This window comes from Clostridium sp. AM27-31LB (assembly GCF_003480745.1).
Classification (GTDB): Bacteria; Bacillota; Clostridia; order Lachnospirales; family Lachnospiraceae; genus Butyribacter; species Butyribacter intestini.
Window position 1 is genome coordinate 30,866 of the sequence record NZ_QUJS01000011.1, and the last position, 24,254, is coordinate 55,119.

23 protein-coding genes and 2 pseudogenes are annotated in these 24,254 nt (G+C 41.1%); all 25 read left to right on the forward strand.

Annotated features, from left to right (window positions below):
* The coding region (locus tag DW721_RS13835) for a DEAD/DEAH box helicase family protein (protein ID WP_147355416.1) at positions 1-482 on the forward strand (482 nt) is incomplete at its 5' end.
* Positions 483-711: 229 nt separating this feature from the next.
* Positions 712-891 (forward strand): hypothetical protein, encoded by a 180-nt coding sequence (locus DW721_RS13840; protein WP_055225095.1) that lies wholly within the window; start codon positions 712-714, stop codon positions 889-891.
* Positions 892-949: 58 nt separating this feature from the next.
* Entirely contained in the window at positions 950-1,870 is a 921-nt protein-coding gene (locus DW721_RS13845; protein ID WP_117922569.1) for a ParM/StbA family protein, read from the forward strand.
* 8 nt (positions 1,871-1,878) lie between these two features.
* A complete protein-coding gene (locus tag DW721_RS13850) occupies positions 1,879-2,328 on the forward strand; it encodes a hypothetical protein (protein ID WP_006859711.1) in 450 nt (149 codons plus the stop codon).
* A 5-nt stretch (positions 2,329-2,333) separates the two neighbouring features.
* Positions 2,334-2,507: a hypothetical protein gene (locus DW721_RS13855; protein ID WP_015516967.1), complete on the forward strand. Its 174-nt coding sequence runs from the start codon at positions 2,334-2,336 to the stop codon at positions 2,505-2,507.
* Between the two features lie 462 nt (positions 2,508-2,969).
* Positions 2,970-3,965, forward strand: a complete 996-nt coding sequence (locus tag DW721_RS13865) for a DUF5688 family protein (protein WP_004611524.1) — start codon at positions 2,970-2,972, stop codon at positions 3,963-3,965.
* A gap of 109 nt (positions 3,966-4,074) precedes the next feature.
* Positions 4,075-4,614: a JAB domain-containing protein gene (locus DW721_RS13870; RefSeq protein WP_004611525.1), complete on the forward strand. Its 540-nt coding sequence runs from the start codon at positions 4,075-4,077 to the stop codon at positions 4,612-4,614.
* 4 nt (positions 4,615-4,618) lie between these two features.
* The gene (locus DW721_RS13875) at positions 4,619-5,596 is read left to right on the forward strand and encodes a DUF3991 and TOPRIM domain-containing protein (RefSeq protein ID WP_118746104.1); all 978 of its coding nucleotides are present in this window, start codon (positions 4,619-4,621) and stop codon (positions 5,594-5,596) included.
* Between the two features lie 393 nt (positions 5,597-5,989).
* A complete protein-coding gene (locus tag DW721_RS13885) occupies positions 5,990-6,511 on the forward strand; it encodes a multidrug transporter (RefSeq protein WP_117690975.1) in 522 nt (173 codons plus the stop codon).
* Between the two features lie 4 nt (positions 6,512-6,515).
* Positions 6,516-6,848 (forward strand): plasmid mobilization relaxosome protein MobC, encoded by a 333-nt coding sequence (mobC, locus tag DW721_RS13890; protein ID WP_008395341.1) that lies wholly within the window; start codon positions 6,516-6,518, stop codon positions 6,846-6,848.
* On the forward strand, positions 6,835-8,277 hold the full coding sequence (locus DW721_RS13895) for a relaxase/mobilization nuclease domain-containing protein (RefSeq protein ID WP_330380219.1): 1,443 nt from the start codon (positions 6,835-6,837) through the stop codon (positions 8,275-8,277). Before mobC ends, DW721_RS13895 begins: the two co-directional genes overlap by 14 nt.
* Before the next feature lie 29 nt (positions 8,278-8,306).
* Positions 8,307-9,491, forward strand: coding sequence for a hypothetical protein (locus DW721_RS13900; protein ID WP_118506699.1), 1,185 nt, complete (start codon positions 8,307-8,309; stop codon positions 9,489-9,491).
* A 9-nt stretch (positions 9,492-9,500) separates the two neighbouring features.
* Positions 9,501-9,905, forward strand: coding sequence for a hypothetical protein (locus DW721_RS13905; protein WP_055068874.1), 405 nt, complete (start codon positions 9,501-9,503; stop codon positions 9,903-9,905).
* Positions 9,905-11,023 (forward strand): PcfB family protein, encoded by a 1,119-nt coding sequence (locus tag DW721_RS13910; protein ID WP_055068873.1) that lies wholly within the window; start codon positions 9,905-9,907, stop codon positions 11,021-11,023. The genes DW721_RS13905 and DW721_RS13910 overlap by 1 nt, the downstream gene beginning before the upstream one ends.
* Positions 11,024-11,029: 6 nt before the next feature.
* Complete coding sequence (locus DW721_RS13915; RefSeq protein ID WP_118746106.1) at positions 11,030-13,225, forward strand: VirD4-like conjugal transfer protein, CD1115 family; 2,196 nt, start codon at positions 11,030-11,032, stop codon at positions 13,223-13,225.
* Positions 13,226-13,348: 123 nt separating this feature from the next.
* Positions 13,349-13,888 (forward strand): helix-turn-helix domain-containing protein, encoded by a 540-nt coding sequence (locus DW721_RS13920; RefSeq protein ID WP_227701393.1) that lies wholly within the window; start codon positions 13,349-13,351, stop codon positions 13,886-13,888.
* Between the two features lie 267 nt (positions 13,889-14,155).
* Positions 14,156-14,536, forward strand: a complete 381-nt coding sequence (locus tag DW721_RS13925) for a hypothetical protein (protein WP_040894197.1) — start codon at positions 14,156-14,158, stop codon at positions 14,534-14,536.
* A gap of 52 nt (positions 14,537-14,588) precedes the next feature.
* On the forward strand, positions 14,589-15,431 hold the full coding sequence (locus DW721_RS13930) for a hypothetical protein (RefSeq protein ID WP_015560911.1): 843 nt from the start codon (positions 14,589-14,591) through the stop codon (positions 15,429-15,431).
* A 12-nt stretch (positions 15,432-15,443) separates the two neighbouring features.
* Positions 15,444-15,854, forward strand: coding sequence for a DUF4313 domain-containing protein (locus tag DW721_RS13935; RefSeq protein ID WP_117831121.1), 411 nt, complete (start codon positions 15,444-15,446; stop codon positions 15,852-15,854).
* A gap of 12 nt (positions 15,855-15,866) precedes the next feature.
* Positions 15,867-16,379, forward strand: coding sequence for a PrgI family protein (locus DW721_RS13940; protein WP_118506700.1), 513 nt, complete (start codon positions 15,867-15,869; stop codon positions 16,377-16,379).
* Positions 16,380-16,471: 92 nt separating this feature from the next.
* Positions 16,472-18,553, forward strand: a pseudogene (locus DW721_RS13945) (DUF87 domain-containing protein); the annotation flags it as partial.
* A 531-nt stretch (positions 18,554-19,084) separates the two neighbouring features.
* Positions 19,085-20,878: a group II intron reverse transcriptase/maturase gene (gene ltrA / locus DW721_RS13950; protein ID WP_118506701.1), complete on the forward strand. Its 1,794-nt coding sequence runs from the start codon at positions 19,085-19,087 to the stop codon at positions 20,876-20,878.
* 116 nt (positions 20,879-20,994) lie between these two features.
* Positions 20,995-21,291: pseudogene (locus DW721_RS13955) on the forward strand (hypothetical protein); the annotation flags it as partial.
* 76 nt (positions 21,292-21,367) lie between these two features.
* Positions 21,368-23,314 (forward strand): NlpC/P60 family protein, encoded by a 1,947-nt coding sequence (locus tag DW721_RS13960; RefSeq protein WP_347560389.1) that lies wholly within the window; start codon positions 21,368-21,370, stop codon positions 23,312-23,314.
* A 47-nt stretch (positions 23,315-23,361) separates the two neighbouring features.
* Positions 23,362-24,252 (forward strand): hypothetical protein, encoded by an 891-nt coding sequence (locus tag DW721_RS13965; protein ID WP_006859557.1) that lies wholly within the window; start codon positions 23,362-23,364, stop codon positions 24,250-24,252.
* The last annotated feature ends 2 nt before the right edge of the window (positions 24,253-24,254 follow it).

Below are 24,254 nucleotides of genomic sequence, written 5' to 3' on the forward strand. Positions count from 1 at the left end.
AAGTTATAAGTATTGAAAAATATAAATTAGAGCCAAACAGTATGCAGGTTAAATTTATTGAGAATGTAATGGAATTATATGAAAACGGTGAAAACAGAGCATTGCTTATAAGTTCTACAGGTACGGGAAAAACATATGCCTCAGCATTTGCACTCAGGGAAATCTTGCGAAAGCGTGAAAAAGAAACAGGCAGAAACGTGAGGGCACTTTTTGTAGTGCATAGAGAGCAGATAGCAAAACAGGCAGTTAAAAGCTATAAAAATGTATTTGGAGAAAAATATAGTTTTGGACTTTTGTCAGGTAACTCAAAGGATTATAATTCAGACCTCTTGTTTTCTACAATGCAGATGATGGCACGCGAAGATATAATGACAAAATTTAATGAAAATGATTTTGACATTATAATAATTGATGATGAGCGCGTTATAATAAGGACAAAGTTAGAGAAACCCAGTAAAATCAAGGGGTTAGCACTAATTTAGTCCTTATTTTTATACCATTTTAGCGGTAAAGATAGGGCAGCGCTGCAATATTAAACCGAAAATTCAAGTCAGCATCACAGATGTCCACAATCAGTCTGAGAGTGAATCTGTGCGCTTAGATTAGGTACAATTTTATATCAAAAACATTTAGTGAGGACTAAATTAGCACTTGAGATGGAATATTCCATCAGCTGATTTGGTCCTCTTTTTATTTGAGAGGAGTGGTCGAATGGGCAAGGTGTTAATTTGGTTCGTAATCATTATTAGTACAGTGGTTCTCTACTGTCTTATGAAAGTTAAGGCAGAGAGTGATGAACTGTATGAGAAATTAGTGAGAAAGCATTTTTATGGCAGGTCTGATGATATTCCTGCATCTGACAAAACTGAGCACTTGAAAGGGTGTGGGTAATTATATGAAATTTTGCAAAACAATAATGCAGACAATACAGAAAAGGAGTGAAAGGAACATGAATAACAAGTTAGAAGTAATCGGCATTGATCATGGCTGGTCAATGATGAAAACAATCTCTCAGGTATTTGTCACAGGTGTTAAGGAGATTACAACAACTCCGGCACTTTTCGGCGATGTACTTGAGTATGAAGGAAAGTTCTATAAGGTTGGAACTGTGAGGCAGGAAGTAAAGGATACCAAGGTTGAAGATGACAGCTTTTATCTTCTCACTCTTGCAACAGTTGCTAAGGAACTTAAAAGAAGAGGTCTTGAAGAGGCAAAAGTATTCCTTGCTGTAGGACTTCCACTTACAAGATTTGGAGCTGAGAAGAATGATTTTATCAAGTACCTGACAAAGAATAAGCGTGTAAGCTTCAAATATGAGAATGAGCCGTATCATATTGAAATTGATGATGTGGCAGTATTTCCTCAGTGCTATGCAGCAGTAGTGGACAAGATTCCTACAATGGCAAAGAAAACGCTGATAGTAGATATCGGTAGCTGGACAATCGACATTATGCCGGTAATCAACAAGTCACCGGATGAATCAAAGTGTGTGACGATTCCAAAAGGTCTTATTACCTGTATGCGTTCTATCAATGAGCAGTGTGTAAGACAGCTTAACGGAGAGGTAGACGAGTCAGAGATACAGAATATCATGCGATATGGCAGGTCAGATATTGATGATGAATACTTTGCCATTATCAAGGCAGAGATAGAGGATTTTGTCGATAAGGTATATAACTCAATCCGTGAGTTTGGGTATAACTTAAAAACTACACCGATTGTATTTGTCGGAGGCGGGGCAGTTGTGATGAAGAATTTTGGTAGTCATGATGCTAAGAACATTTCCTATAACCTTGATGTAAAGGCAAATGCAAGAGGATATGAGCAGCTTGCCACAATGGGACTTAAAAGCACTAAGCGATTATCATAAGGAGGCAGATGATGGGAAGAAGACTTGAATATGAAGTAAAAACTTCTGTCCGCCTCAACATGAGCAATCCTCAGCATGTGAAAATCAATGATGTGATTCAGAACCTTGATCCGAAGATTTTCAAATCTAAGAACCAGTTCATCATAGATGCGATTCAGTTCTATATTGATAATTATGGAAAAGAAACCTTTGTTATCAAGAAGAAGGAAAAAGAGAGGGCTGAATATATCCGGTCAGAAGATATTGAGGATATTAAGGAAGAAGTCATTGAAGTAGCAACCAATGAGGCTAGGAAAGAGGTCATAAGGCTGTTAGGCGGAGTGATATCCGGGATGAATGTTGGTCAGCCGGTAATAATGCAGGCAGCCAATAGTGAAGCACAAGAACCTACAGAAGATGTTATGGACGATGCAGATGTTGCAGGACTTGCAATGGGATGGATGTCGAAAGGAGACTGATTATTATGAGAAGAGTTATGGGAGCCGTAGGAACAGTAATTTTAGAGATACTCAAGTGGATATTAAGGATAATTCTTGGAGCGTTGAAGCTGGTCTTAGGACTTGCCAGAATAATTCTTCTTCTATTCGCTATGGTGGCAAGGATATTTCTTTCATTCGTAAGAATGGGCACATTCTGAGAGGAGGTGAGCGTATGCAGGTAAAGGGTTTATTCTTAAATTATAAGAAAAACAGAAGACTTATGCAGTATTTCTTTAAAATAAGAGAGCTGGTATAATGAAAGGAGTTTAAGATGCACAGAATACGGGACAGTCCTATGTGTCCCGTGCATTACAGATAAATAGTTCACTGCAAGGGTGGATGGCACGATGTAACACTTCGATATGATGATAATGCACCGGATGTTGTTGTAGCAACTCTTAAGCTTGTCAATGTACCGACAGAGCCTAAGCTTCCACAGACAGGAGACAATGCAAATCCGCTTCTTTATCTTGGAATTGGTGCACTTGCACTTATTACAGGTGTTGGAGTCGGACTTCGTGGAAGAAAGAAAAAGAATAAACAGTAACAATTAACCTTGCGGGGAATGTAAGCCAGTGACTTATGTTCCCTGCTTTTTTAGATTAAGGAGGAACCGTAATATGATGAATTACGAGATTTTTAAGGAAGTAGTAAAAGAAAAGTTTATGGATTATATGCCTGAGAAGTTCAAAGGGATGGAGCTTGTGGTAGAACCCGTGGAAAAGGTGAATGTGACTCTTGATGGCATCATCTTAAGAGAGGAAGGCAGGAATATTTCGCCTACGATTTATATCAATGACATGTATAAGAAGTATCAGAACTGTGGTGATCTTGAGGAAACACTTATGGCTGCATGTGACTTTATGGAAAGGGCATATGAGCAGGCTCCGGTTGTTGATGTGGACAGCATTATGAGGGATGCTAACGAGAAGATTGTATTCCAGCTCATCAATACAGAGCAGAATAAGACATTTTTGGAACAGGTGCCTCACAGGGAGTTTCAGGATCTCTCTATTGTGTATAAGGTAATAATCAGTGCCGATAAGGATGCGGTGCAGAGTTCAAAAATTACAAATGAATTTGCGAAAAGACTTGGGATGAGCGAGGAACAGCTCTTTAAGTGTGCTGCTGAAAACACAAGAAGGCTCTTTCCACCTGTCGTTCGTAGCATGAATGACATTATGAAAGAAATGTTCGCAAGGGATGGGATGCCACAGGAGATTGCAGATATGATGATAGCTGAGATTCCACCTGAGCAGACGATGTGGGTGATTTCCAATGAAAAGGGTATCAATGGCGCAGCATCCATGCTTTATGAGAATGAGCTTCATGAGCTGGCAGAGAGTTTAGAGAGTGATCTTTATATTCTCCCTTCGAGCGTGCATGAGGTTATTGCAGTGTCTTCAGATATGGGAAGCCCTGAGATGCTTGCACAGATGGTAGTCGAGATAAATATGCAGGAGGTGTCTTTGGACGAGAGACTTTCCAATCAGGTATATCACTATGATAAGGATTTAAGAAAACTCACCCTTGCAACTGATACACCGAACAAGAGACTTGATGGTATCGTTGCTGAACCTCCCCTTGTATATGATGCGAAGGAAAAGTCCAGATAGGAGGCAGTTATGGAGCAGGAACTTACAATGGAAGAACTCATTGCTCTCATAAACAGCCAGAAAGGTGACTTTGTTATCCGTGTCGAGTTTGGAGAGGAGGCGGTGTCTGATGCCAAAGAAGAATGACTTCAAGCTTGATGTGGTTTCGGTAAGACTTGTAAAGGATGCTCCGATTTATTCGGAGCACACCTTTAATAATCCGGCGGATATAGCTGCTGTCATGGGAGACTGTATGTGCCAGTTTGACAGGGAAGTAGTGTGTGTGGTCAATCTAAGGTCAGATTTAAAACCTATCAATGTGCATTTTGCAAGTGTTGGTTCTTTAAATGAGGCAATGGCACATCCGAGAGAGCTGTTTAAATCAAGTATCTTAAGCAATGCTGCAAGCATGATGTTAATCCATTGTCATCCATCCGGAAATGTATTCCCAAGCAAGGCAGACACGATGATGACAGACCGCATGAACAAGCTGTGTGAACTGATGGGAATACCGCTCATTGACCATATCATAGTCGGTGGAGACAATCGTGAATTTTTCAGTTTCAGGGAAAAAGGCATGATTGATAATCCTAAGATTACCCTGAGCACAGATTACCGGACACTTGATATCAAGTCACCGCTTGTAGCAGAGCAGGGAAAGGCAAGGTGAAAGCATGGATGGAAGATTTACGGATGAAGAGCTTGCCATAGCAAAGAGTGTTGACCTGTGTGCAGTTGCTGAAAGCCTTGGGTATACAGTAAAGAGGATTGGCAAATACCACACTTTAAAGGAGATGGATTCCATCCGTATCTATAACAGAAGCCATTGGTACAGATGGTCAAGGCAGTTTGACAAAGGCAACAATGGCGGCTCACAGATAGATTTCTTACGGGTATTTTGTGGAATGAGTGTAAAAGAGGCTGTGTTCTGGCTTTTAGATTTCGCAGGATACAGAAGAATCGAGAAGCCTGTAAAGCAGCTACTTGTTCATCAGGTATCGCAGAAGCAGGCAGAGGAGAGAAAGCCATTTGTCCTACCGGAACCGGCAGGAGATAATTCCTATCTTATTTCCTATCTGAACCAGGAGAGAGGAATCAGCAGAGCAGTCATAGATCTGTTTTTAAAAGAAGGACTGATTTATGAGAGCAGGCATTACCACAATGTTGTTTTCAAAGGAAATGATAAAAATGGAGTGACAAGATTTGCAAGTATGCGGGGAGTGTTTGATAAGCAGGGCAAGCCATTCAAGTGTGATGTCACAGGAAATGATAAGAACTATGGATTTAATGTGGTAAATGTTAACAGTACAGAGCTTGTGGTATTTGAGGCTGCAATCGACCTTATGAGTTATGTGGATATCTTCACGGATTATGAATCAAATAAGCTGGCACTTGGGATGCTTGCAGATGCACCACTTGAGACTTTTCTTCGGGAACATCCGCAGATTACTTTCATCCGGTTCTGCCTTGATAGAGATGAGCCGGGGAGAAAAGCAGCAGCTGAACTTATGAGAAAGTATTATGAGCTTGGATATGAGGTAGAAGACTGTCCGCCTCCAGCCGGATATAAGGATTACAACGAGTGGCTTGTGGCGGCAAAGCTTAATCTGAATCAAATGAATCAGAGAGCAGATGAACCGGTCAGGGCATGAGAACTTGGATTTTAATGTGTGGGGGCAGAAAGCACCCCCAAAACAGCAAAGTGGGGGCAGAAAGCGCCCCCAAAATGTCAAAGTGGGGGCAAAAAGCGCCCCCGCAATTCGGACACGACAAAATCCGGATGAAAGTCAGTATAAAAGTGGGGGCAGAAAGTGCCCCCAAAATAACAAAGTGGGGGCAGAAAGCGCCCCCAAAGTAGCAAAGTGGGGGCAAAAAGCGCCCCCACTTCCATAAACAGAGGGTTTTAGGGAGATTTTCTCCCTAACTAGATGGCATTAGGACAGAGATGTCTCTAATGCGTATCTAGCCGTAAACCTAAGAGATTCAGACAGGCGTGTGGGTGGAAGAGATATACAAAACACGGATAAGGGAGGTGCAGGAAAGCAATGGATAAAGAACTTACAATAATCACAGAACCAGAGGAACTTATTGCCTGGGCAGACACATTTGATATCTTACTAAACCCTTCGATAGAAGATGCTGCAATTCTGCTTAACTATATGGAAGGACATGATTATGCCATTGGCATAGATTCAGATGGGAAGATGTACAGGCAGGATATTGCTGAAGAGAATGGCGAGATAGAACCATATTTGATTGATGATGTTATAGATATTGTCTGTGAATGGAACTATGAACTGATACTTGATGCGGAAGCACACAGGAGTGATCCAAAGGATTTTAACGACTATAACGAGTATCAGAGCAAGTATGAAAGTCTGAAAGCAGATGAAAAGAGACTGGACAGATTGTTTGATAAAACCAGTTATGGTAAGGAACTTATAGAAGTTGCTACAGAGCTTGCAGACAGGGTTATTGCCCAGCTGGGTAATAAAGAACTGGAAAAAGTTGCTGTAACAGTAGCAGAAGGAGTAAGAGAATACAGTACGGGTAAGAGAGGAAGGTGATTCTATGGCTGATAAAGTTCATTGTATAAGGAAAACACTAAGACTTATGCCACAGGAAGCGAAGGTACTTTCTGATAAGGCAAAGGCAAATGGAATGAATGAAGCCGAATATATCAGGCTTCTAATCAGTCAGAAACCAAATGATTATCCGGAAGTAAGGAAACTTCTTAAAGAGCTTATCAATGAGATAAACCGAATCGGCATTAACATCAATCAGATTGTATTTAACAGTAATGCTCAGATATATTCCAAGAAAGATAAGGAACAGCTTGTGGCATATATGAAAAAGCTGAATCAATCTGTCAGCGAGGCGGTGGTAAAGATTGGCAATCAGTAAGATACTTCACATGAAGGACAGCGGGAATTCTTTTCATGCAAGGCATTTAAAGCGGGCACTGGATTATGTAATGAATCCTGAGAAAACGCAGGGAGGAAGACTTGTGGGAGCCATAAACTGCCAGGCAGATATGGCTTTTGAACAGATGATGGATACAAAGAAGCAGTTTGGAAAAACAGACAAGCGACAGGGGTATCATATCATTCTTTCTTTCAAAGAGGATGAGGTGGAACCAGACAGGGCTTTTGAGATAACACAGAAGTTTGTAGCAGAATATCTTGGTGATGCCTATGAAGCGGTATTTGTGGTTCATGATAATACAGACCATGTTCATTCACACATTGTATTTAACAGTGTAAGCTTTGTGGATGGGAAAAAGTATCGCTACGAGAAAGGTGACTGGGCAAAGTATATCCAGCCGATTACCAATAAGCTGTGTCAGGAGTATGGTCTTTCCATTATAGATGTGGAGGATGGCAGCAAAGAGAAACAGCACGAGAATTATAAGGATTGGAGCGAATATCGTGAAGGCAGCTTTGTGTGGGCAGATATGATAAAAAGAGATCTTGATGCCTGCATTTTACAGGCAAATGATTTTAGTGGATTTCTGGAGCTGCTGTCGGAAAAAGGATATGAGGTCAAGCAGGGAAAGTATCTGGCAGTCAGACCACAGGGGATGACAAGATTCAGAAGATGTAAGACTCTTGGCGAGAATTATTCACAGGAAGCTATTGTGGAGCGTATTGCTAAGGAAGATTTATCTTTTTACCAGTCACAGAACGAGGAAAAACAGGCAGTGATAGTAAAGTGCTATGTCAAAAGATATCGCAGGGCGAAGATGTCAGGCTTGCAGAAAAGATATTATGCAAAGCTTTATCGGATTGGAAAGCTGAAAAAGAAGCCATACAGTCAGGTATGGAAGTATAGGGATGATATCCGAAAGATGCATAAGCTGCAGGAGCAGTATCTATTTTTGGTAAGGCATAAGATTGAGAGTGCGGAAGAACTTGTTTCGGTACTTGATAATCTGACGGATAAGAAGAAAGAAGCATCAAAGGAAAAGAGTAAGACCTATAAGGCTAAGGAAAGATTCAAAGATATTTTTGACAAGGCTGAACAGATCCGGGAGCTTGATGATGCGGAATCGTGTTATCAGAGTGGGGATACCTTCTTTGAAGATGAGCACAATGCATGGGAAAGGCTTAACACTGAACTTTTAGCACAGGGATACAGTGTGGAAGAGGTCGAGAGTCTTAGAAAGAAATATGAGAGCAAGTATGCACAGGACTGTAAGGCAGAACGGGCGGTATCAAAGGAACTTAGCCTTGGAAAATCAATATGGAAGGAACTTACTGTATCAGCTTCGGCAGAAGAGAAGCAGTATGACAAAGAAACAATAAGAGACAGAAAAGAACAGCCGATACGTTAGGCTGTTTTTTTAGTGGTTAGGAGGCATATATGGAAGAAAAAAGAGAGCCATTAAGTGAAATGGCGATTGAGAGAAAGATACAGATTCTTCGTAATAAGCATATGGACAGTGAGGTTATTGCTCTTGTCAAAAGCGATTATGAATATGGACTGACTGATGATGAAATCGGTCTGTATCTTAACAAAAGTTATGACATTGAGCAGATGAAGGTGTTATCAAAATGTCTGCATAAGGGTGTATCAGAAGAGTTGTTAACGCTGCTGAAAGATAGCAGGATGGCAGCACCTAAGATGCAGACAGCATTGGATTACTATGAAAAAGGTGTGCCGATTGATGCAATCAGAGAGGTAGTCCAAAAAGATGATACAGCAGTAAATATGCGCAGGATGTTTGATGTGGTATTAGAAAAGCTTAATAAAGCCAAAGAGCAGATGCCACAGGATTTAGAGTATGTGAAAAGTCTTGTAGCTCAGATGGATGAAGTGGTTGAAAAGATCAATCACCAGAATGAAAGGTATGATGCCTTGAATAAGAAGCTTTCTGAAATAGAAACTTCCAAAGATGATGAGGAAGTCAGGGAGCGTCTGGTCAAGGAGAACCAGGATAAGGATGCTCTTATCAACAGTCAGCAGAATGAACTGAATAAGGCAAGCAGTACGATTGCAAGACTCAGGGATGATATTGAGAAAAAGGATAAGGAGATGAAGCGTATGGGAGACAGAATAGAGTCATTGGAAGATAAGATCATAAGTGTTGCCACAGAGAATAAAAAAGAAGCAGAAAGTAAGGCAGAGCCGCAGGAAAGCCAGTCCGTATCACAGGCAGATAAAAAGATGGTTGATACAGTTGCAGTTCCTCAGAATATGCAGGCTGTGGCAAACGGGATTCCGGTCTATTATCAGATTCCGGTAGTTGATGGTACTGGAAATGTGGTGCAGAGACTTCCGATTGAGAGAAGTGTGAGAAAGAGCAGCAACAGCGGAGTGGTGAGCCTTTTTGCAAGACTGTCATTTAAGAAAAAGTCAAGGGCAGACATTGTAAAGCTGGTTGCATCGGGAGACCTTGTTCCGGCGCAGCTTGTGCAGATTAAGAGTGCAATAGAAAAGGGACTTACTGAGTCACAGCTTGTAGAGCTTATAAACAACAACATTTCAGCGGAAAAGATGAAGGAGATCATTGAGATTGCTGTGCTTGAAAACAGCATGGCAGATTAGGAGGAACTTATGAATTTAGCAGTAGTAAATGAAGCAGTAACAGAGATGAATGGTGTGGAGCATCAATTTACAGAGGAAGAGAAAAACTTTGTTGTCCAGTTCGCATTCAGAAGCGGCAGCAAGGAAGACACGATTTCTCTTATTGAAGCTTTGGCACATTCAGCGGATAAGGCTGAGTCGGACGAGATTATGGTCACATACAGGGCTAAATATGATATGAAGCCTGCATGGGTGGAACAGGTGGAAAACCTGCTTGTGGCACTTGAAATGTATCGTGTCGAGGAGGAGAAAGCAATCAATCATCTGGCAGATATTTTGACTGCTTATGGTATTGATGTATCAGCCGAGGAAATCCGTACTACAGAGACAGAAACGCTTAAAACAACAGTCAGAGAGAAAGTGGAGGTGCGATAATGGCAGAAGAGATTCAGGAAGCGGTGCAGATCATCCGTGTAGCTTATGATGGCATTGAGATTGCCATGAAGGTAGGAAGCGGCGGCATTGCTGCCATGCAGAAGGCAATAGATTTCTTAAAAGGGATGCTTGATTATGAAAAGTCACTTGGCAAGACATCCATGAGAAAGCTGATCTTAAAAGGTGGCGATTTACAGGTGTTACAGTTTAATACCGAAGATATGAAAAAGGTTGAAAAGATGGCAAAGAAGTATGGAATACTCTATTCAGTACTTCCGGACTGCAACAGGAAAGACGGACTGAGTGAGGTAATCTTTCATACAGAGGCAGTTCCACGTGTGAATATGATGATACAGAAACTCAAGTTTGGCAAGATTGCCACATTTGACGATTATCTGAAGAATGGAGATGAAAAATCCCTTGGCAAGCTGATGGATTTTTTGAAGAAACAGCAGGGAAACGAGAAAAGCCACACGATAGAAGGGGATAAGGTAAATTCTGCCATTGACGGACTGATCGAAAAGGTCGGAATGTTTGCAATGGAAAAGAAAGCTATCAGTGTGGATCAGGTCAAGGAGAATTTCAGTATCAATGGTGAGCAGGCTGAAAGTGTTATCAGACAGCTTGAGACAATCGGTGTGCTTGGCAGTAAGAATGAGGATGGCACCCATACAGTCATGATGGACAAGGATGCATTTATCAACCGTGTCAGAGGCTATCAGGACCTTGCTGAGAGAATGAGGGCGGTTGCGGCATCAAAGAATGCGAACCTGTCAGATGTGACTATCAGCAAGAAGCTGATTATAGAAGAGAATGACCATGCTGTTAAGACCAGAGTTCCCGGCACATGGGGAGAAGAGGCAAAATATGTATGGCTCCGTAAGGAAAACATCATGGAGATTCATGGTGGAAAGACAATGCTTACCTTCCTTGATTCAACCAAGGATTATAAGCTCTACGATGAGCAGAATCGTGTGGTGACAACTCAGAAAGGAACCGAGCTTTATACTCACTATGACAAGGTGGAGTCATCTGTCAGGGAGCGTTACGAGAAAGTACAGAAGCAGCAGAAAAAGACAGCACAGAAGAAAACTGTTACCACGAAGAAAGCGAGGTAGCAGCCCATGCAGACAACAAAGAAAAAGCCTTCACTGATATTCATTCTTGTGGGTGCAGTGTTAGCCGGGTATCTTGGTTATCTGATAAATGGTGCGTGGACGGAAGGGATTGCCTTTAATGAATTTATGGACAGATTCAATGAGGTATGTGCTGTTCCCTTTGCCAACTATTACAATTCCAATACAGTAAAAGCAGTAGCCATTGCATTAGGTATCTATGCGATGGCTATTGTCATGTATTATACCAGTCAGAGAAACTATATGCCCGGTAAGGAATTTGGTACGGCAAGATTTGAAAATCCGAAGCAGGTCAACAAGATACTTGCAGATAAGGATGAGAATTTCAACCGGATACTCAGCCAAAATGTGAAGATGTCGCTGGATTTTAGGAGACTCAAGCTCAATGGAAATATACTTATCTGTGGTGGTTCCGGAGCAGGAAAAACATTTTATGAAGTAAAGCCGAATCTTATGCAGATGCCGCATAACTGTTCCTTTATCTGTACCGATCCAAAGGGAGAAATCCTTAGAAGCTGCGGTCAGATGCTAAAGAATAACGGATATAATGTGAAAGTCATAAATCTGTTAGAGATGGATAAATCAGACTGTTACAATCCATTTTCCTATATCAGAGAGGAAACAGATGTGGTCAAGCTGATTACAAACCTTATCAGCAATACGACACCAAAGGGAGCGACACCAAGTGATCCGTTCTGGGAAAAGGCGGAAGGATTGTTCTTACAGGCTATCTTTTATTATGTGTGGCTGGAGGTACAGCCGGCAAAGAGAAACTTTGAGACAGTACTTAAACTTCTTGGAGAAGCAGAGGTTACAGAACAGGGAAAAGCATCAAAGCTGGATGTGCGTATGAAGTTTTTAGAGGAAAGTTCTCCGCTTGGAGCTAATCATCCGGCAGTAAAGCAGTACAACAAATGTATGAGAGGTGCAGGAGATACCGTCCGTTCCATTATCATCAGTGCCAACTCAAGACTTGCATTTCTTGAGAATAAGCAGGTTTTACGATTACTCTCAAAAGATGAGCTTAATCTGTCCGATATCGGTATTGGAGTAAATGGGGATGGTGAGACAAAGACAGCACTGTTTTGTGTAATCCCGGATAGTGATAAATCCTATAACTTCATTATCGGTATGTTATACACGCAGATATTTCAGGAATTGTACTATCAGGCGGACTTTAACTGTGGAGGCAGATTGCCTATCCATGTGACATTTATGTTAGATGAATTTGCGAATGTCGCATTGCCCGATGACTTCTGTTCCCTGTTATCGACAATGCGAAGCCGTGAGATTTCAAGTATTATCATTATTCAGAACTTTGCCCAGTTAAAAGCACTTTTTAAAGATACCTGGGAGACAATTCCCGGCAACTGCGATACTTTCATATATCTTGGTGGAAATGAGCAGAGTACACATAAGTATGTGTCTGAGTTGCTTGGAAAAGGTACGATTGATAAGAAGTCAAGTGGAGAGACAAAGGGCAGACAGGGAAGCTCATCAAGGAATTATGATGTGTTAGGAAGAGAATTGTTTACACCCGATGAAGTCAGAAAGCTGGATAACAAAAAGTGTATTATCTTTATCCGTGGTTTTGATCCTATCATGGATAATAAGTTTATACCATTCAATCATCCGATGTTTAACCAGACGGCAGATGGTAAGGGAAAACCATATGTTCATCAGATAAGAGGAACGGATAATCTTATCGGTCCGCCATTTGAGATTCTTTCAGACAAGGCAGTTAAGTATTATGAAAAGCTGAAGGATAAGGGCGAGAATGTGTATATAGATTCTCTTACCTATGAGCAGTTTATGATGCTTGGTGATGCGGAATTAAGCAGAAGATTCTCCATGCAGGATGAAGCAAAGCAGAAAGCAAAGATTGACAGGGAGCAGGCGAATGAGCTTGAGTATGTCGATGAATCGCAGAAGTCTGATGCTGCAGAAAGTGCCAACACTTCTAATGGAAGTGCTGGTGCTAAGCCTGTAAGGAATCCTGAGAGGGAAAAACCTAAGTGGGAAGATACCATTACAAACAGAATGCTGCACTGGTCATATACGCCGGAGCAGAAAGAAGAGGTGAAGAAGGCACTTGCGGCAGGAGTTCCAAAGTCAACGATTCTGACGTATTTCTATCCGGAGGTTACTGTGGAGAAGATGAGTTCATATCGAAAGAAGCAGTAATGTTTTTAGATATATTACAGAGTATATGATATAATTTGCTCACATGGTATGCTTCAGCTTATTGGACTACTAACATGTGAGCAGTTACAAAAGACAGAAATTATTTTATATTGGAGGTACAGGATGAATACGGAAAAGACTTTTGCAGATAGATTAAAAGAGTTGCGTAATATACGAAACTATACACAGGAAGAGCTGGGTAAGATAACAAATATATCTGTTCAGAGTATACGACGTTATGAACAAGGTAGACTCAATGAAGAGCCAAGTGCGTATAATCTTTTACAACTAGCAAAGGCACTAGATGTAACACCTGAATACTTATTGATAGGAGATAATAATATGACAAGTTACACGGAGGCAATTAAGAGAGAATTGAAGCAACTTAATGACTATGGACAAATATCTGAAATTAAAGAAACCGAGTTGAATTCCACGATTTTATCACATCTTGAGATGAGTAATGATTTAGTAGATGCTGTAAAGACGGATTGGAATGCAAAAGGCATATTTAAGAGGATAGAGAAAGAGGAAGATAAACAGATTGTGGTAGACAGTTATTGTACAAGACCTTATGTACAGGATGTCATATTACGATATTGCCAGAATAGATCTATATTTAAGACAAAGTTTGCAATAATTGATGGAATGCTTTTAGAATAAAGCAAATTTGAGAGTAAATTAGCACTTTAGCCAATATGGGTAAGGTGCTTTTTTTCATACCTTGAAAGGAGATGGTCACAGCAAAAACGCATCGGGGAAAGCCCGATTAACCAGTACAACAGGCATTGCCTGATTATCATAGAGTAACTATCAACAGGACAGAAAGGAATGCATATATTCCGTTCGGAAAGCTAGCCGGATTGGAATATGTGTATTCCTTTCTGGCTTTTTCCGCTTCTGTCACTTCAAAAAAGGAGATTAAACAACATGAGAAAAGAACAGGTTATTTCAACAACAAACAACAATCAGATGGAGGAGAAAGGCATGAAGAGTAGATTCATTCACTTAAAAAAGAGATTCGTTCCGGCATTATCCGGAGCACTTATGGGAGTGATGCTTATGAGCACTACCTGTTTTGCAGCAGGTACAGGTACTTCCGCAGTAACACAGCCGCTTGAGAATTTAAAGACACTTATCATTGCAGTCATTGGTGCGGTTGGTGTCATTATTCTTGCAAAGAATGTTATGGAGTTCGCACAAGCCTACCAGCAGCAGGATTCATCTACCATGAACTCTGCACTGAAAGGAATTGTAGCAGGTGTCATGATGGCTGGTATTTCAACAGTACTGACATTCTTAGGCTTCTAAGATGGGGGAAAAAGTTCCCCTTTTAGTAAAAGGAAAGAGGTGAATAACAAGTATGGATATTTTTAAGCTTGGAGACAAGATCCTTGCACTTCTTGAGGCGGTGTTTGGGTTTTGGAACAATCAGATATCCCTGGTCTTTGCAATGCTTGGACAGTCACCGGTCAGTTTCAAGGGCGGAGGTCCCTGGGCAGTTATTGAGGGTATTGAGCCGGTCTTTGTAGCGGTCGGTTCATCCCTCGTTGTGCTGTTCTTTGTTATCGGTTTCTGCTCGGAAAGCATAGATGTAAAAGATGAGATGAGGTTTGAGTCTATATTTCGTATGCTTATCCGACTGGGACTTGCAGAATGGTTTGTTGCAAATAATGTCACGATCATGAAAGCGTTTTTTACTTCCATAGGAAATCTGGTAGGACTTATATCTGCCGGGACAACGACACAGCTTGCTATTGACAGTACACAGGCAGATATCATTAAGGAACTTGGATTTGGTGAAAGTCTAGTAATGCTGATACTTACAGCTTTGCTTGCAATCATCATTATTATCTGTGGATTTTTCATCATTTACACAGTGTATTTCAGGTTCTTAAAGATACTGATTATTGTGCCGCTCGGTGCGATTGCCTGCTCCACGATGGCAGGAAACAGAATGGTCAGTCATACAATGGCTACCTACTGCAAATATTTTCTTTCGTGTGTGTTTGAGGCAGTAACGATGGCACTTGCGATTGTGGTATGTAATGCATTTATCAATGCAGGGCTTCCGGCATTTACAGGAAGTTATGCTGACTGGGCACAGACGCTTATATATCTGTGTGAAATGACATTTACGATAGCAATGACTGTTGGAAGCGTGAAGGGTGCACAGACACTTACAAGCAAGGCATTTGGATTATAGAAGGAGGTAGAAATGGATAATGAAAAGAAACAGGTTACTTATAATTCAAGTATAACCGGAGAAACGCAGGTGACATTTGATATCCAGCAGTATATGAATAACAGGGCAATGTTTATCGGTCTTATGTGTAATGAAGATGGATATGAGGAGCCTTTTGGGGATGTGACTGTGAATTTGTCGGTTGCAGCACCAAATTACTGCGGATATCTGAATGTGAATGACATGCCGGATATTGAAAAGTTTATTACAGATAACGACCTTGGAGAGTTTACTGGATTCACGCAAAGGAGCGGGTTCTGTGAATATCCTCTTTATCTGTTCAATGTAGACAAGCTTAGGGAACTGTGTCCGGATGGAATGGATAAGTATGAGGCGAATATTGGAATGACAAGAAAGCCGGAGAAAAAGGATTTATCAAGATAGGAGGAAGCGACAATGGTAATCGAAGTAAACAAGGATATTGACCGCTATCAGGAATCGGTTGCGATGGGACTTACTGCAAGGCAGCTTATATTTTCCATTGCAAGTGTAGTGGTTGGTGGCGGTATTGTCCTTCTTCTTTACAAATATATCGGTCTTACTGGTTCTGCTTATGTGGCAATTCCATGTGTGGCACCGATTGCTCTTGGCGGATTCTATTCCTTTAACGGGATGAATTTCTACGAGTATATGGGAAAGAAACTGCATTTTATGTTTGGTAACAGGGCACTTACCTATGTATCAACAGAGGGAGAGCCTGCAATAAAGCAGTTAGAAGCAGAACAGAATGAACAGGTAAAGAAGAAAGGCAGAAAGGCTGAACCGGAGACTGTAACAGCTGATTCGGCTGTAAAGAAGCAGGAGGAGTTTGAAGCAATGAAGAAAAAGACGAGAAACATGCTGTTTGGACTTGTCGCAGTCATCGTGGCGGCAGTAGCAGGCATTGCAGTATATAAGGCAATGCATTAGAAACGAATAGTATCTGACCGAAAGGTCGGGAACACAGCCCGCAGGGTGAAGTTCCCGGCGGGCTTTCATTATAAGAAAGCGAGGTTAGAGACATGGGTTTATTTACAGACGGATTTAAGTTATTAAAGAAGGCGAGTGAGCCTTTGTATAAGACACCTAAATCCATTCAGGAAACCATAGAGATTATGGCGGTGGCTGAAAACGGCATTTTTGAAGTAAGCAGGAATAAGTATTCCAAGTGTTACCGCTTTCAGGACATCAATTACACAACGGCAACGGAGGATGAGCAGATCGGCATTTTTGAAAGATACTGCAAATTCTTAAATTCGCTGGACTGTAATTATAAGATTACGATTAACAATAAGAACAAAAATATGGAGGACCTCCGTGATAAGGTTCTTATTACAGAGAAAAACGATGGCTTCAATAATTACCGAAGAATCTACAATGACATTATTGAGGAGAAGATTATTGAGGGCAGACAGGGGATTGAACAGGAAAGATACCTGACGATCACGATTGAGAGAAAGAACTTTGAGGAGGCAAAGGCACAGTTTGCCACACTTGAGGCAACAATACACAAGGCTTTCATTGAACTGGGGGCGGAGATTGTGCCGCTTAACGGCAATGAAAGGCTGAAAGTGCTCTATGACTATTACCATCTTGGCGATGAGGGCAGTTTTGATTTTGATATCAAAAAGGCAAAGAAGGTCGGAGCAGATTTTAAGAATGATTTATGTAATGGTATGGTGAAATATTTCCCAGACCATTTTGAGGACGAGAGTAAATACTGCAAGGCACTTTTCATTAAGAAGTATCCCAGCAGTTTATCTGACAGATTTATCAATGAGATTACTTCCCTTCCTGTCCACTCCATTACCAGTATTGATGTAGTGCCTGTGCCAAAGGATTTGACCACAAAGGTGCTTCAGAAGAAATATCTTGGTATTGAGTCGGATATTATCAAGCAGCAGAGAGTCCGTAATAAGAACAATGACTTCTCCACAGAAATCTCTTATGCAAAGAGAACGGAGAAAAAAGAGATTGAGGCAATTATGGATGATGTCCGTGAGAATGACCAGTGTCTTTTCTTTGTAGGAGTTACCATTATCCTTATGGCAGAAAGTAAGAAGGAGCTTGAGAGTGTCTGCGAAACAGTAGAAACAATCGGAAAGCGTAACAGTTGTACGATTGATACACACTACTTAAAGCAGAGGGAAGCACTCAACACGGCACTTCCGATTGGTGTAAGACAGGTGGAAACAATGCGTACCCTTCTTACCCAGTCGCTTGCGGTGCTTATGCCGTTTAATGTGCAGGAACTGAATGACAGCACAGGTAATTATTACGGTATCAACCAGATCAGTAAGAATGTAAATATCGGTAACAGAAAGAAGCTCATCAACGGAAATGGCTTTGTATTCGGAGTGCCGGGTTCCGGCAAATCATTCTTCTGTAAGATGGAAATGGGCAGCGTATTCTTGTCGGGAGATGATGAGATTATCGTCATTGATCCGATGAACGAATATTTTGATATTGCACAGACTTATGGTGGAACCGTGGTAAATATGTCCACATACACGGACAATTATGTAAATCCGCTTGAGATGGATGTGTGGAGTCTTGATCCGAATGATTCAAAGGGAATGATAAGGGAAAAAGGGGAATTTATGCTTGGTCTTTGTGAGCAGTGTATCGGGGACAGCTTAAATTCCAGACAGAAATCAATCATTGACCGCTGCGTGAGAAAGATGTATATCGACATTGCAAGGGGCAGGGAAAAGTATATTCCGGTAATGAGTGACTTCTACGATATCCTTATGGAACAGCCGGAGGACGAAGCAAAGGATATCGCATTGTCTTTGGAACTTTTTGTAAATGGTTCCCTTAATATCTTTAACCACCAGACAAATGTTGATGTAGATAACCGATTCACGGTATATGGTATCAGGGACTTAGGCACGGAGCTTAGTCCTATCACAATGCTTGTTATGATGGAGTCTATTCAAAACAGAATTGTAGAAAACGGGCAGAAGGGCAAGGCAACCTGGCTCTATATTGATGAGTTCCATGTCCTGCTTAATTCGGAGTATTCTGCAAAATATTTACAGCAGCTCTGGAAGAAGGTGAGGAAACAAGGTGGACTGTGCACGGGTATCACCCAGAACGTCGTGGTGCGCCCAGATAGGGCATTGTGTAAAGTAGCGTAGGTGCTACCGCTTATGATAGTGAGCGAATCAACTCACCTTACCGACTTGGTGGAAACACCATACGGGAACATCGCATGGTGAGAAAGGGGTTAGTCACCAAAAGGCTTTAGGTGCGACTGTACTCCAATGATAAGAAGATATGAGGATTAGATTGTATTTATCGAATGTGAGGTTCGAGTTTCTGTTTTTTGCAGATATGGGAATAAGCCTTGAAACCCATGCCATAACACTGTTTTATCATCGACTACGATAAAGCAACTATCATTATGTTATGGGACAGGCGTGAGAACACGTCATAAAGAACTGGAAGCAGGTCCGACAATCTTCGTAAACCTATACACAGTGTTAACTGGGGATTGCCTAAGTCAGGCTCATTTGTCTGATATGGTAACGGAAGCTCCGTAGTAGTCCGAGGGCGTTAATAGCGTCTACATGGCGAAGGGAGCTAGTTAGTAACATCTAAAATTGTAAGAATGAAAGGGAGGAGAAACCTCAATGAAACCAACATCAGAGATTTTAGAGCGTATCGCAAAAAGTTCTAAAGAACACAAAGACGGTGTATTCACAAGGCTGTACAGATATTTGCTACGTGAAGATATTTATTATGCCGCCTATCAAAAACTCTATGCAAACAGAGGTGCAACAACAAAAGGTATTGATGATGATACCGCAGACGGATTCAGCGAATTATATATTAAGGAACTAATCCAGGATTTACAGAATGGAACTTACAGGGCAAATCCCGTAAGGCGTGAATATATCCCGAAGAAAAATGGGAAAAAGCGTCCGTTGGGAATACCGTCCTTTAGGGACAAGCTATTGCAAGAAGCTGTCAGAATGATACTGGAAGCAATCTATGAGCCAGTCTTTCACGACCACTCCCATGGTTTCAGACCAAACAGGAGTTGTCATACAGCATTACGTCAGATTTCCTCTGACTTCACAGGCGTTGTATGGTTTATAGAGGGCGATATAACAGGTTGTTTTGATAATATCGACCACGAAATATTGATTGATATTCTTGCAAGAAAAATCAAAGACAGTAAGTTTCTGAACATTATTCGCCAGTTTCTAAAAGCGGGATATGTGGAGAATTGGAAATATAATAAAACGTACAGCGGTACTCCACAAGGCGGTATTTGTTCTCCGATACTTGCAAATATCTATCTGAATGAATTAGACCAAAAGTTTGAGGAAATCAAGAAAAGATTTGATAAGCCAAGAAAAGCGGAAGAACGAAAAACACCCGAATACAGAGAAATGGATAATGAGATGAAGAAAATATCTTATTGGATTGACCACACAGATGATGTCAATGAAAGGCAAAAATTAATTGACCGATATAAACATCTGAAAAAGGAAATTCATAAGATACCATGCCACCCACAGACAAACAAGAAATTTACGTTTGTGCGTTATGCCGACGATTGGTTGGTAGGAGTGTGCGGAACAAAGGAAGAGTGCATTGCACTCAAAGCGGAAATAGCGGAATTTCTGAATAATGAACTGAAATTGACACTTAGTGAAGAAAAAACGCTGATAACACATAGCTCTGAAAAGGTACGCTTCTTAGGATATGATATTTGTGTCCGAAGAAGTCAGGAAATAAAGGGCTATAAGATGAAAAACGGAAAGTGGCGTAAGTCACGTTCCTTACACCTCAAAGTTGCTCTTACAATTCCTCATACGGAAAAGATAGAGAAATTTATGTTTGCAAAGAAAGCCATTATTCAGACAGAAGATGGCAAATTTAAGCCAGTCCACAGAACAGCACTTTTAAATCAGTCCGACAGTGAGATAGTGGAACAGTACAATGCAGAAATGAGAGGATTGTTGAATTATTATAATTTAGCGGTTGATTACCATACCCTTGATTATTTCTGTTATTTAATGGAATATAGCTGTTTGAAAACGATAGCCAATAAGCATAAATCTACAATTCACAAAATTATCAGACAGTACAAGGACGGAAAAACATGGTCTGTTCCCTATGAAACCAAAGAGGGAACAAAGAGAGTGCGACCTGTAAAAATCGCTGATTGCAAAAGAGGCGAGGCTAGTGACATCGTGTTCCAAAGAACAAAATTCAATTGGAAATCCACAATCAGACAAAGGTTAAATGCTGGCGTTTGTGAACTATGTGGGAAAAAGCATGCAGATTTATATGAGGTGCATGTAGTAAGAAACTTAAACGAATTGGGTAATTCTGATTGGGAATTGACTATGAAAGCTAAGCGCAGAAAAACGTTAGTGGTTTGTAGTGATTGTCATAGAAGAATCCATAAATAAGCGATATGTAAATTACTAATGGGGAGCCGGATACATGGAGACATGTAAGTCCGGTTCCGAGGGAGGGTGTAGGAAACCTGTTGTTTATGCAATAAGGCGCCTTTGCCCTACCCTACGACCTTTTACAGAACTACACCGCCACTACAATGCTTGCAAACTCTGAGTTTGTTGCACTCTTAAAGCAGGCGAATACAGACAGTTCCAAGATGGCAGAGGTTATCGGTGTATCAGAGGCACAGCTTCGTTTCGTAACCAATACTGCATCGGGAATGGGACTTATCAAGTGTGGTTCCGTGGTAATTCCGTTTGATAACCAGATCAGCAAGGACACTGACCTTTACAGACTGTATAACACCAATATCCACGAAAAGATTGCGGAGCAGAAGAAAAGGGAGGCAAAATTTGCTGATTAGAATTGCAATGTATCAGCCATTTGGACTAAGTTCCGGATGGCTACTTTTTTACCTTTTTTAAGGATACAGAAAGAAGGTGGGAACATTGAAGATAAAAAAAGTGGATGACAAGCCTATGGTCATTCACACTAAGAAAAAAGCTAAGATTCATATGCATGAACCGAAGAAGGCTAAAATTAAGGGCAGTAACATTTACACCGTACAGCGTGGTCCGAAAATTGCCAGTGCAAAGATAAATGATACAGGTAAAAAGAAGTCTTATCGTAAGAGTACCATTCATCAGGCAGAGAAGAAAGAAAAGGAACCTTCAAAATTTAAGAGAAATATACGGGAGTCCAATACTTCTATCAAGACGAAGAATACCAATCTTCATATAGCAGGAAGAACGGGAGCACTTGCGGCTGGAGCAGTTACAGAGCAGGTGGAAGGCGGGCAGGAAGTGTCACAGGCAGCTTATCTTGCATATGAAGTAAGCCGTCCGGTTACGGGAACTGCTTCAAGGGGAGCGTCACTTTTCAGAAAGAAAGCGGCAGCCGAAGCAAAGAGGCGTATCAAGAAGGTAGAAACAGGAAAGAAACTGGCAAAAAAGATGGGAAAGAAAGCTGCCAGTGATACGGCAAAAAAGGTTGCCGGTGACACGACAAAGACAGCAGCGAAAGAAACTGCTAAGAACACTGCAAAAGAAACTGCCAAAACTACGGCAAAAGCGGCAACCACAGCGGCAGGTACAGCGGTTGCACCGGGAGCAGGTACAGCAGTCGGCATGGCGGCAGGCTATGCCACAGGTGTATCTATCGAGGCGAAGGATGTGAAAGCAGCGAACCGTAGCAGAAAGATTAAATTTTTTCTGGATAAGATGAAAGAACAGGAAAATCAGACGGACAGTGTTGTAAAACTGGTAAAAGATCTGATTGTAAAAAAGGCAGTTCTTTGGATAAAGGCGGCAGCTCCGATTATCGGACTTGTACTTTTGCTGTTGGTTCTTTTAGTGGTAATCGTTGCAGTTCCGGTTATTGCTGTGATAGCGATTCTTTATAATTCACCATTTGCCTTATTTTTACCGCCGCTGGAGTCAGGAGATACAGTGCAGACAGTTACAAGTGCTTATGTGTCTGAATTTAACCGTGATGTGAATACCAAAGTGAATGAACATACCGGATATGACTTTGGCGAACTGGTGTATGTAGATTATGAGGGAATGGATGAAAATCCAAGTAACTACTACGACATTATGGCGGTCTACATGGTTAAGTATGGTGTAGGCGATACTGCAACAATTATGAATGATATATCAAAGGGGTGGTTGCAGACTGTAGTAAATGATATGTGTTCTTATACTACAAGTAGTGGAACAAAAGATGTGGAGGAAACAGACGCAGATGGCAATGTAACAACTGTTACGAAGTCGGTACTGTATGTAAATGTTACGCTCAAATCATACAGAGATATGATTTCCGTTTATGGATTTAATTCTGATCAGGTAGAAATGCTTGAGCAGATCATGAGTCCTGAGTTTATGGGACAGCTTGGATATGCTGGAAGTGGAAGCGGTGGAGGCGGTGGAAGCCCCGGAGTAAGTTCCATGACAGAGGATGAAATAAATGCAATCCTCAGTGGTATTACAGATAGCAGGCAGAAAGCAGTCTGCTCTTATGCCCTTCACAGAGTGGGTTATCCTTACAGTCAGGAACTAAGAGATAGTGGCAATTATTATGATTGCAGTTCACTTGCGTATTATTCATGGAAGGATGCAGGTGTGAATATCAGTTATGGAGGAGCAACTACAGCAGCGGCAGAAGCACAGGGACTTGATGAAGCAGGAAAGACCGTATCTTATGATGAAATGCAGCCTGGTGATCTTATCTTTTACAGTTTCACAAACAACGGAAGATATAAGAATATCAGCCATGTGGCAGTATATGTCGGCAATGGCAAGGTGGTAGAAGCCCTGAATGAAAGAGTTGGCGTAGTTTACCGTGATGTGGCAAGTGTCGGAAAGATTGTAGTAATTGGCAGACCATAGAAAATTGGCAGAGAGGGCGAAAGTCCTCTCTGGGACAGGAGGTAAGAATGGATTTAAAGGATATGATTCTTGTAATGGAGAATTATAAGGGAACAGAAAGAAATATGCTTATGACTTTGGAAGATTATAAGAAGTTCGTTGCCATTGATGATATGTCAGAGCTTGCAGATCAGATGCTGCTTCTTGGAAGAACGCTTGCGGAAGGTTTTACAGAGTATTACAGGGCAGCAAATGTTACAGTTTTTGCAAAATTCTGTAGAGATGATGTGGAACTGGGACGCTTTTTGCAAGGATATTATAATGATTCAAAGAAATTTTACTTTGATAAGGCAACAAGTTCCCCAGAGTGTATTACAAAGATGGATGAGATTGGAATGACGGATAGAGGCTGGATAGATGACTTTATCCTGCATTATGAAAAATGCGACAGGACATTTGAAAGGGGGCAGACATTTCATAATTTTAATGACCACGATTATATGGTACTTGAAGCATTATCTCCACGCAATCTTGTGGTAATGGATATGAAAAGCGGCTCTCTCACGATTGCTCTTGGAGCAACAGAGTATAAGCGATATCCGAAAGACGAGGAGCCAACTAAGGATAACACAACGATTGGGGTATCGTGGGAGCACGGGATTTATCTTGGTTCCACACTTTCGCAGACCAACTTTAAGGCATATAAAAGAGAATACGGGACACCTGAAAAGATAAAAGATGTTTATGATTACAGGGCGAAACTCAAGCAGAAGTTTTATTTTTATCAGGATTTGTCAAAGGATGATGATATTCCAAAAAATATGCAGAATGATTTCCTGCACCAGATGTATAAGGAATTTGGAACGATAGAGGAGGAATATTTTTATGACAGGCTTGAAGATGGAAAGTATGATGAAGGTTTTAAGGAAAGACAGGTAAAAGAAAAAAAGAGCCGATGAGG

Coding starts and splice junctions, on each gene's coding strand:
- DW721_RS13840 (WP_055225095.1), top strand. CDS start 712: ATGGGCAAGGTGTTAATTTGGTTCGTAATCATTATTAGTACAGTGGTT.
- DW721_RS13845 (WP_117922569.1), top strand. CDS start 950: ATGAATAACAAGTTAGAAGTAATCGGCATTGATCATGGCTGGTCAATG.
- DW721_RS13850 (WP_006859711.1), top strand. CDS start 1,879: ATGATGGGAAGAAGACTTGAATATGAAGTAAAAACTTCTGTCCGCCTC.
- DW721_RS13855 (WP_015516967.1), top strand. CDS start 2,334: ATGAGAAGAGTTATGGGAGCCGTAGGAACAGTAATTTTAGAGATACTC.
- DW721_RS13865 (WP_004611524.1), top strand. CDS start 2,970: ATGATGAATTACGAGATTTTTAAGGAAGTAGTAAAAGAAAAGTTTATG.
- DW721_RS13870 (WP_004611525.1), top strand. CDS start 4,075: ATGCCAAAGAAGAATGACTTCAAGCTTGATGTGGTTTCGGTAAGACTT.
- DW721_RS13875 (WP_118746104.1), top strand. CDS start 4,619: ATGGATGGAAGATTTACGGATGAAGAGCTTGCCATAGCAAAGAGTGTT.
- DW721_RS13885 (WP_117690975.1), top strand. CDS start 5,990: ATGGATAAAGAACTTACAATAATCACAGAACCAGAGGAACTTATTGCC.
- mobC (WP_008395341.1), top strand. CDS start 6,516: ATGGCTGATAAAGTTCATTGTATAAGGAAAACACTAAGACTTATGCCA.
- DW721_RS13900 (WP_118506699.1), top strand. CDS start 8,307: ATGGAAGAAAAAAGAGAGCCATTAAGTGAAATGGCGATTGAGAGAAAG.
- DW721_RS13905 (WP_055068874.1), top strand. CDS start 9,501: ATGAATTTAGCAGTAGTAAATGAAGCAGTAACAGAGATGAATGGTGTG.
- DW721_RS13910 (WP_055068873.1), top strand. CDS start 9,905: ATGGCAGAAGAGATTCAGGAAGCGGTGCAGATCATCCGTGTAGCTTAT.
- DW721_RS13915 (WP_118746106.1), top strand. CDS start 11,030: ATGCAGACAACAAAGAAAAAGCCTTCACTGATATTCATTCTTGTGGGT.
- DW721_RS13920 (WP_227701393.1), top strand. CDS start 13,349: ATGAATACGGAAAAGACTTTTGCAGATAGATTAAAAGAGTTGCGTAAT.
- DW721_RS13925 (WP_040894197.1), top strand. CDS start 14,156: ATGAGAAAAGAACAGGTTATTTCAACAACAAACAACAATCAGATGGAG.
- DW721_RS13930 (WP_015560911.1), top strand. CDS start 14,589: ATGGATATTTTTAAGCTTGGAGACAAGATCCTTGCACTTCTTGAGGCG.
- DW721_RS13935 (WP_117831121.1), top strand. CDS start 15,444: ATGGATAATGAAAAGAAACAGGTTACTTATAATTCAAGTATAACCGGA.
- DW721_RS13940 (WP_118506700.1), top strand. CDS start 15,867: ATGGTAATCGAAGTAAACAAGGATATTGACCGCTATCAGGAATCGGTT.
- ltrA (WP_118506701.1), top strand. CDS start 19,085: ATGAAACCAACATCAGAGATTTTAGAGCGTATCGCAAAAAGTTCTAAA.
- DW721_RS13965 (WP_006859557.1), top strand. CDS start 23,362: ATGGATTTAAAGGATATGATTCTTGTAATGGAGAATTATAAGGGAACA.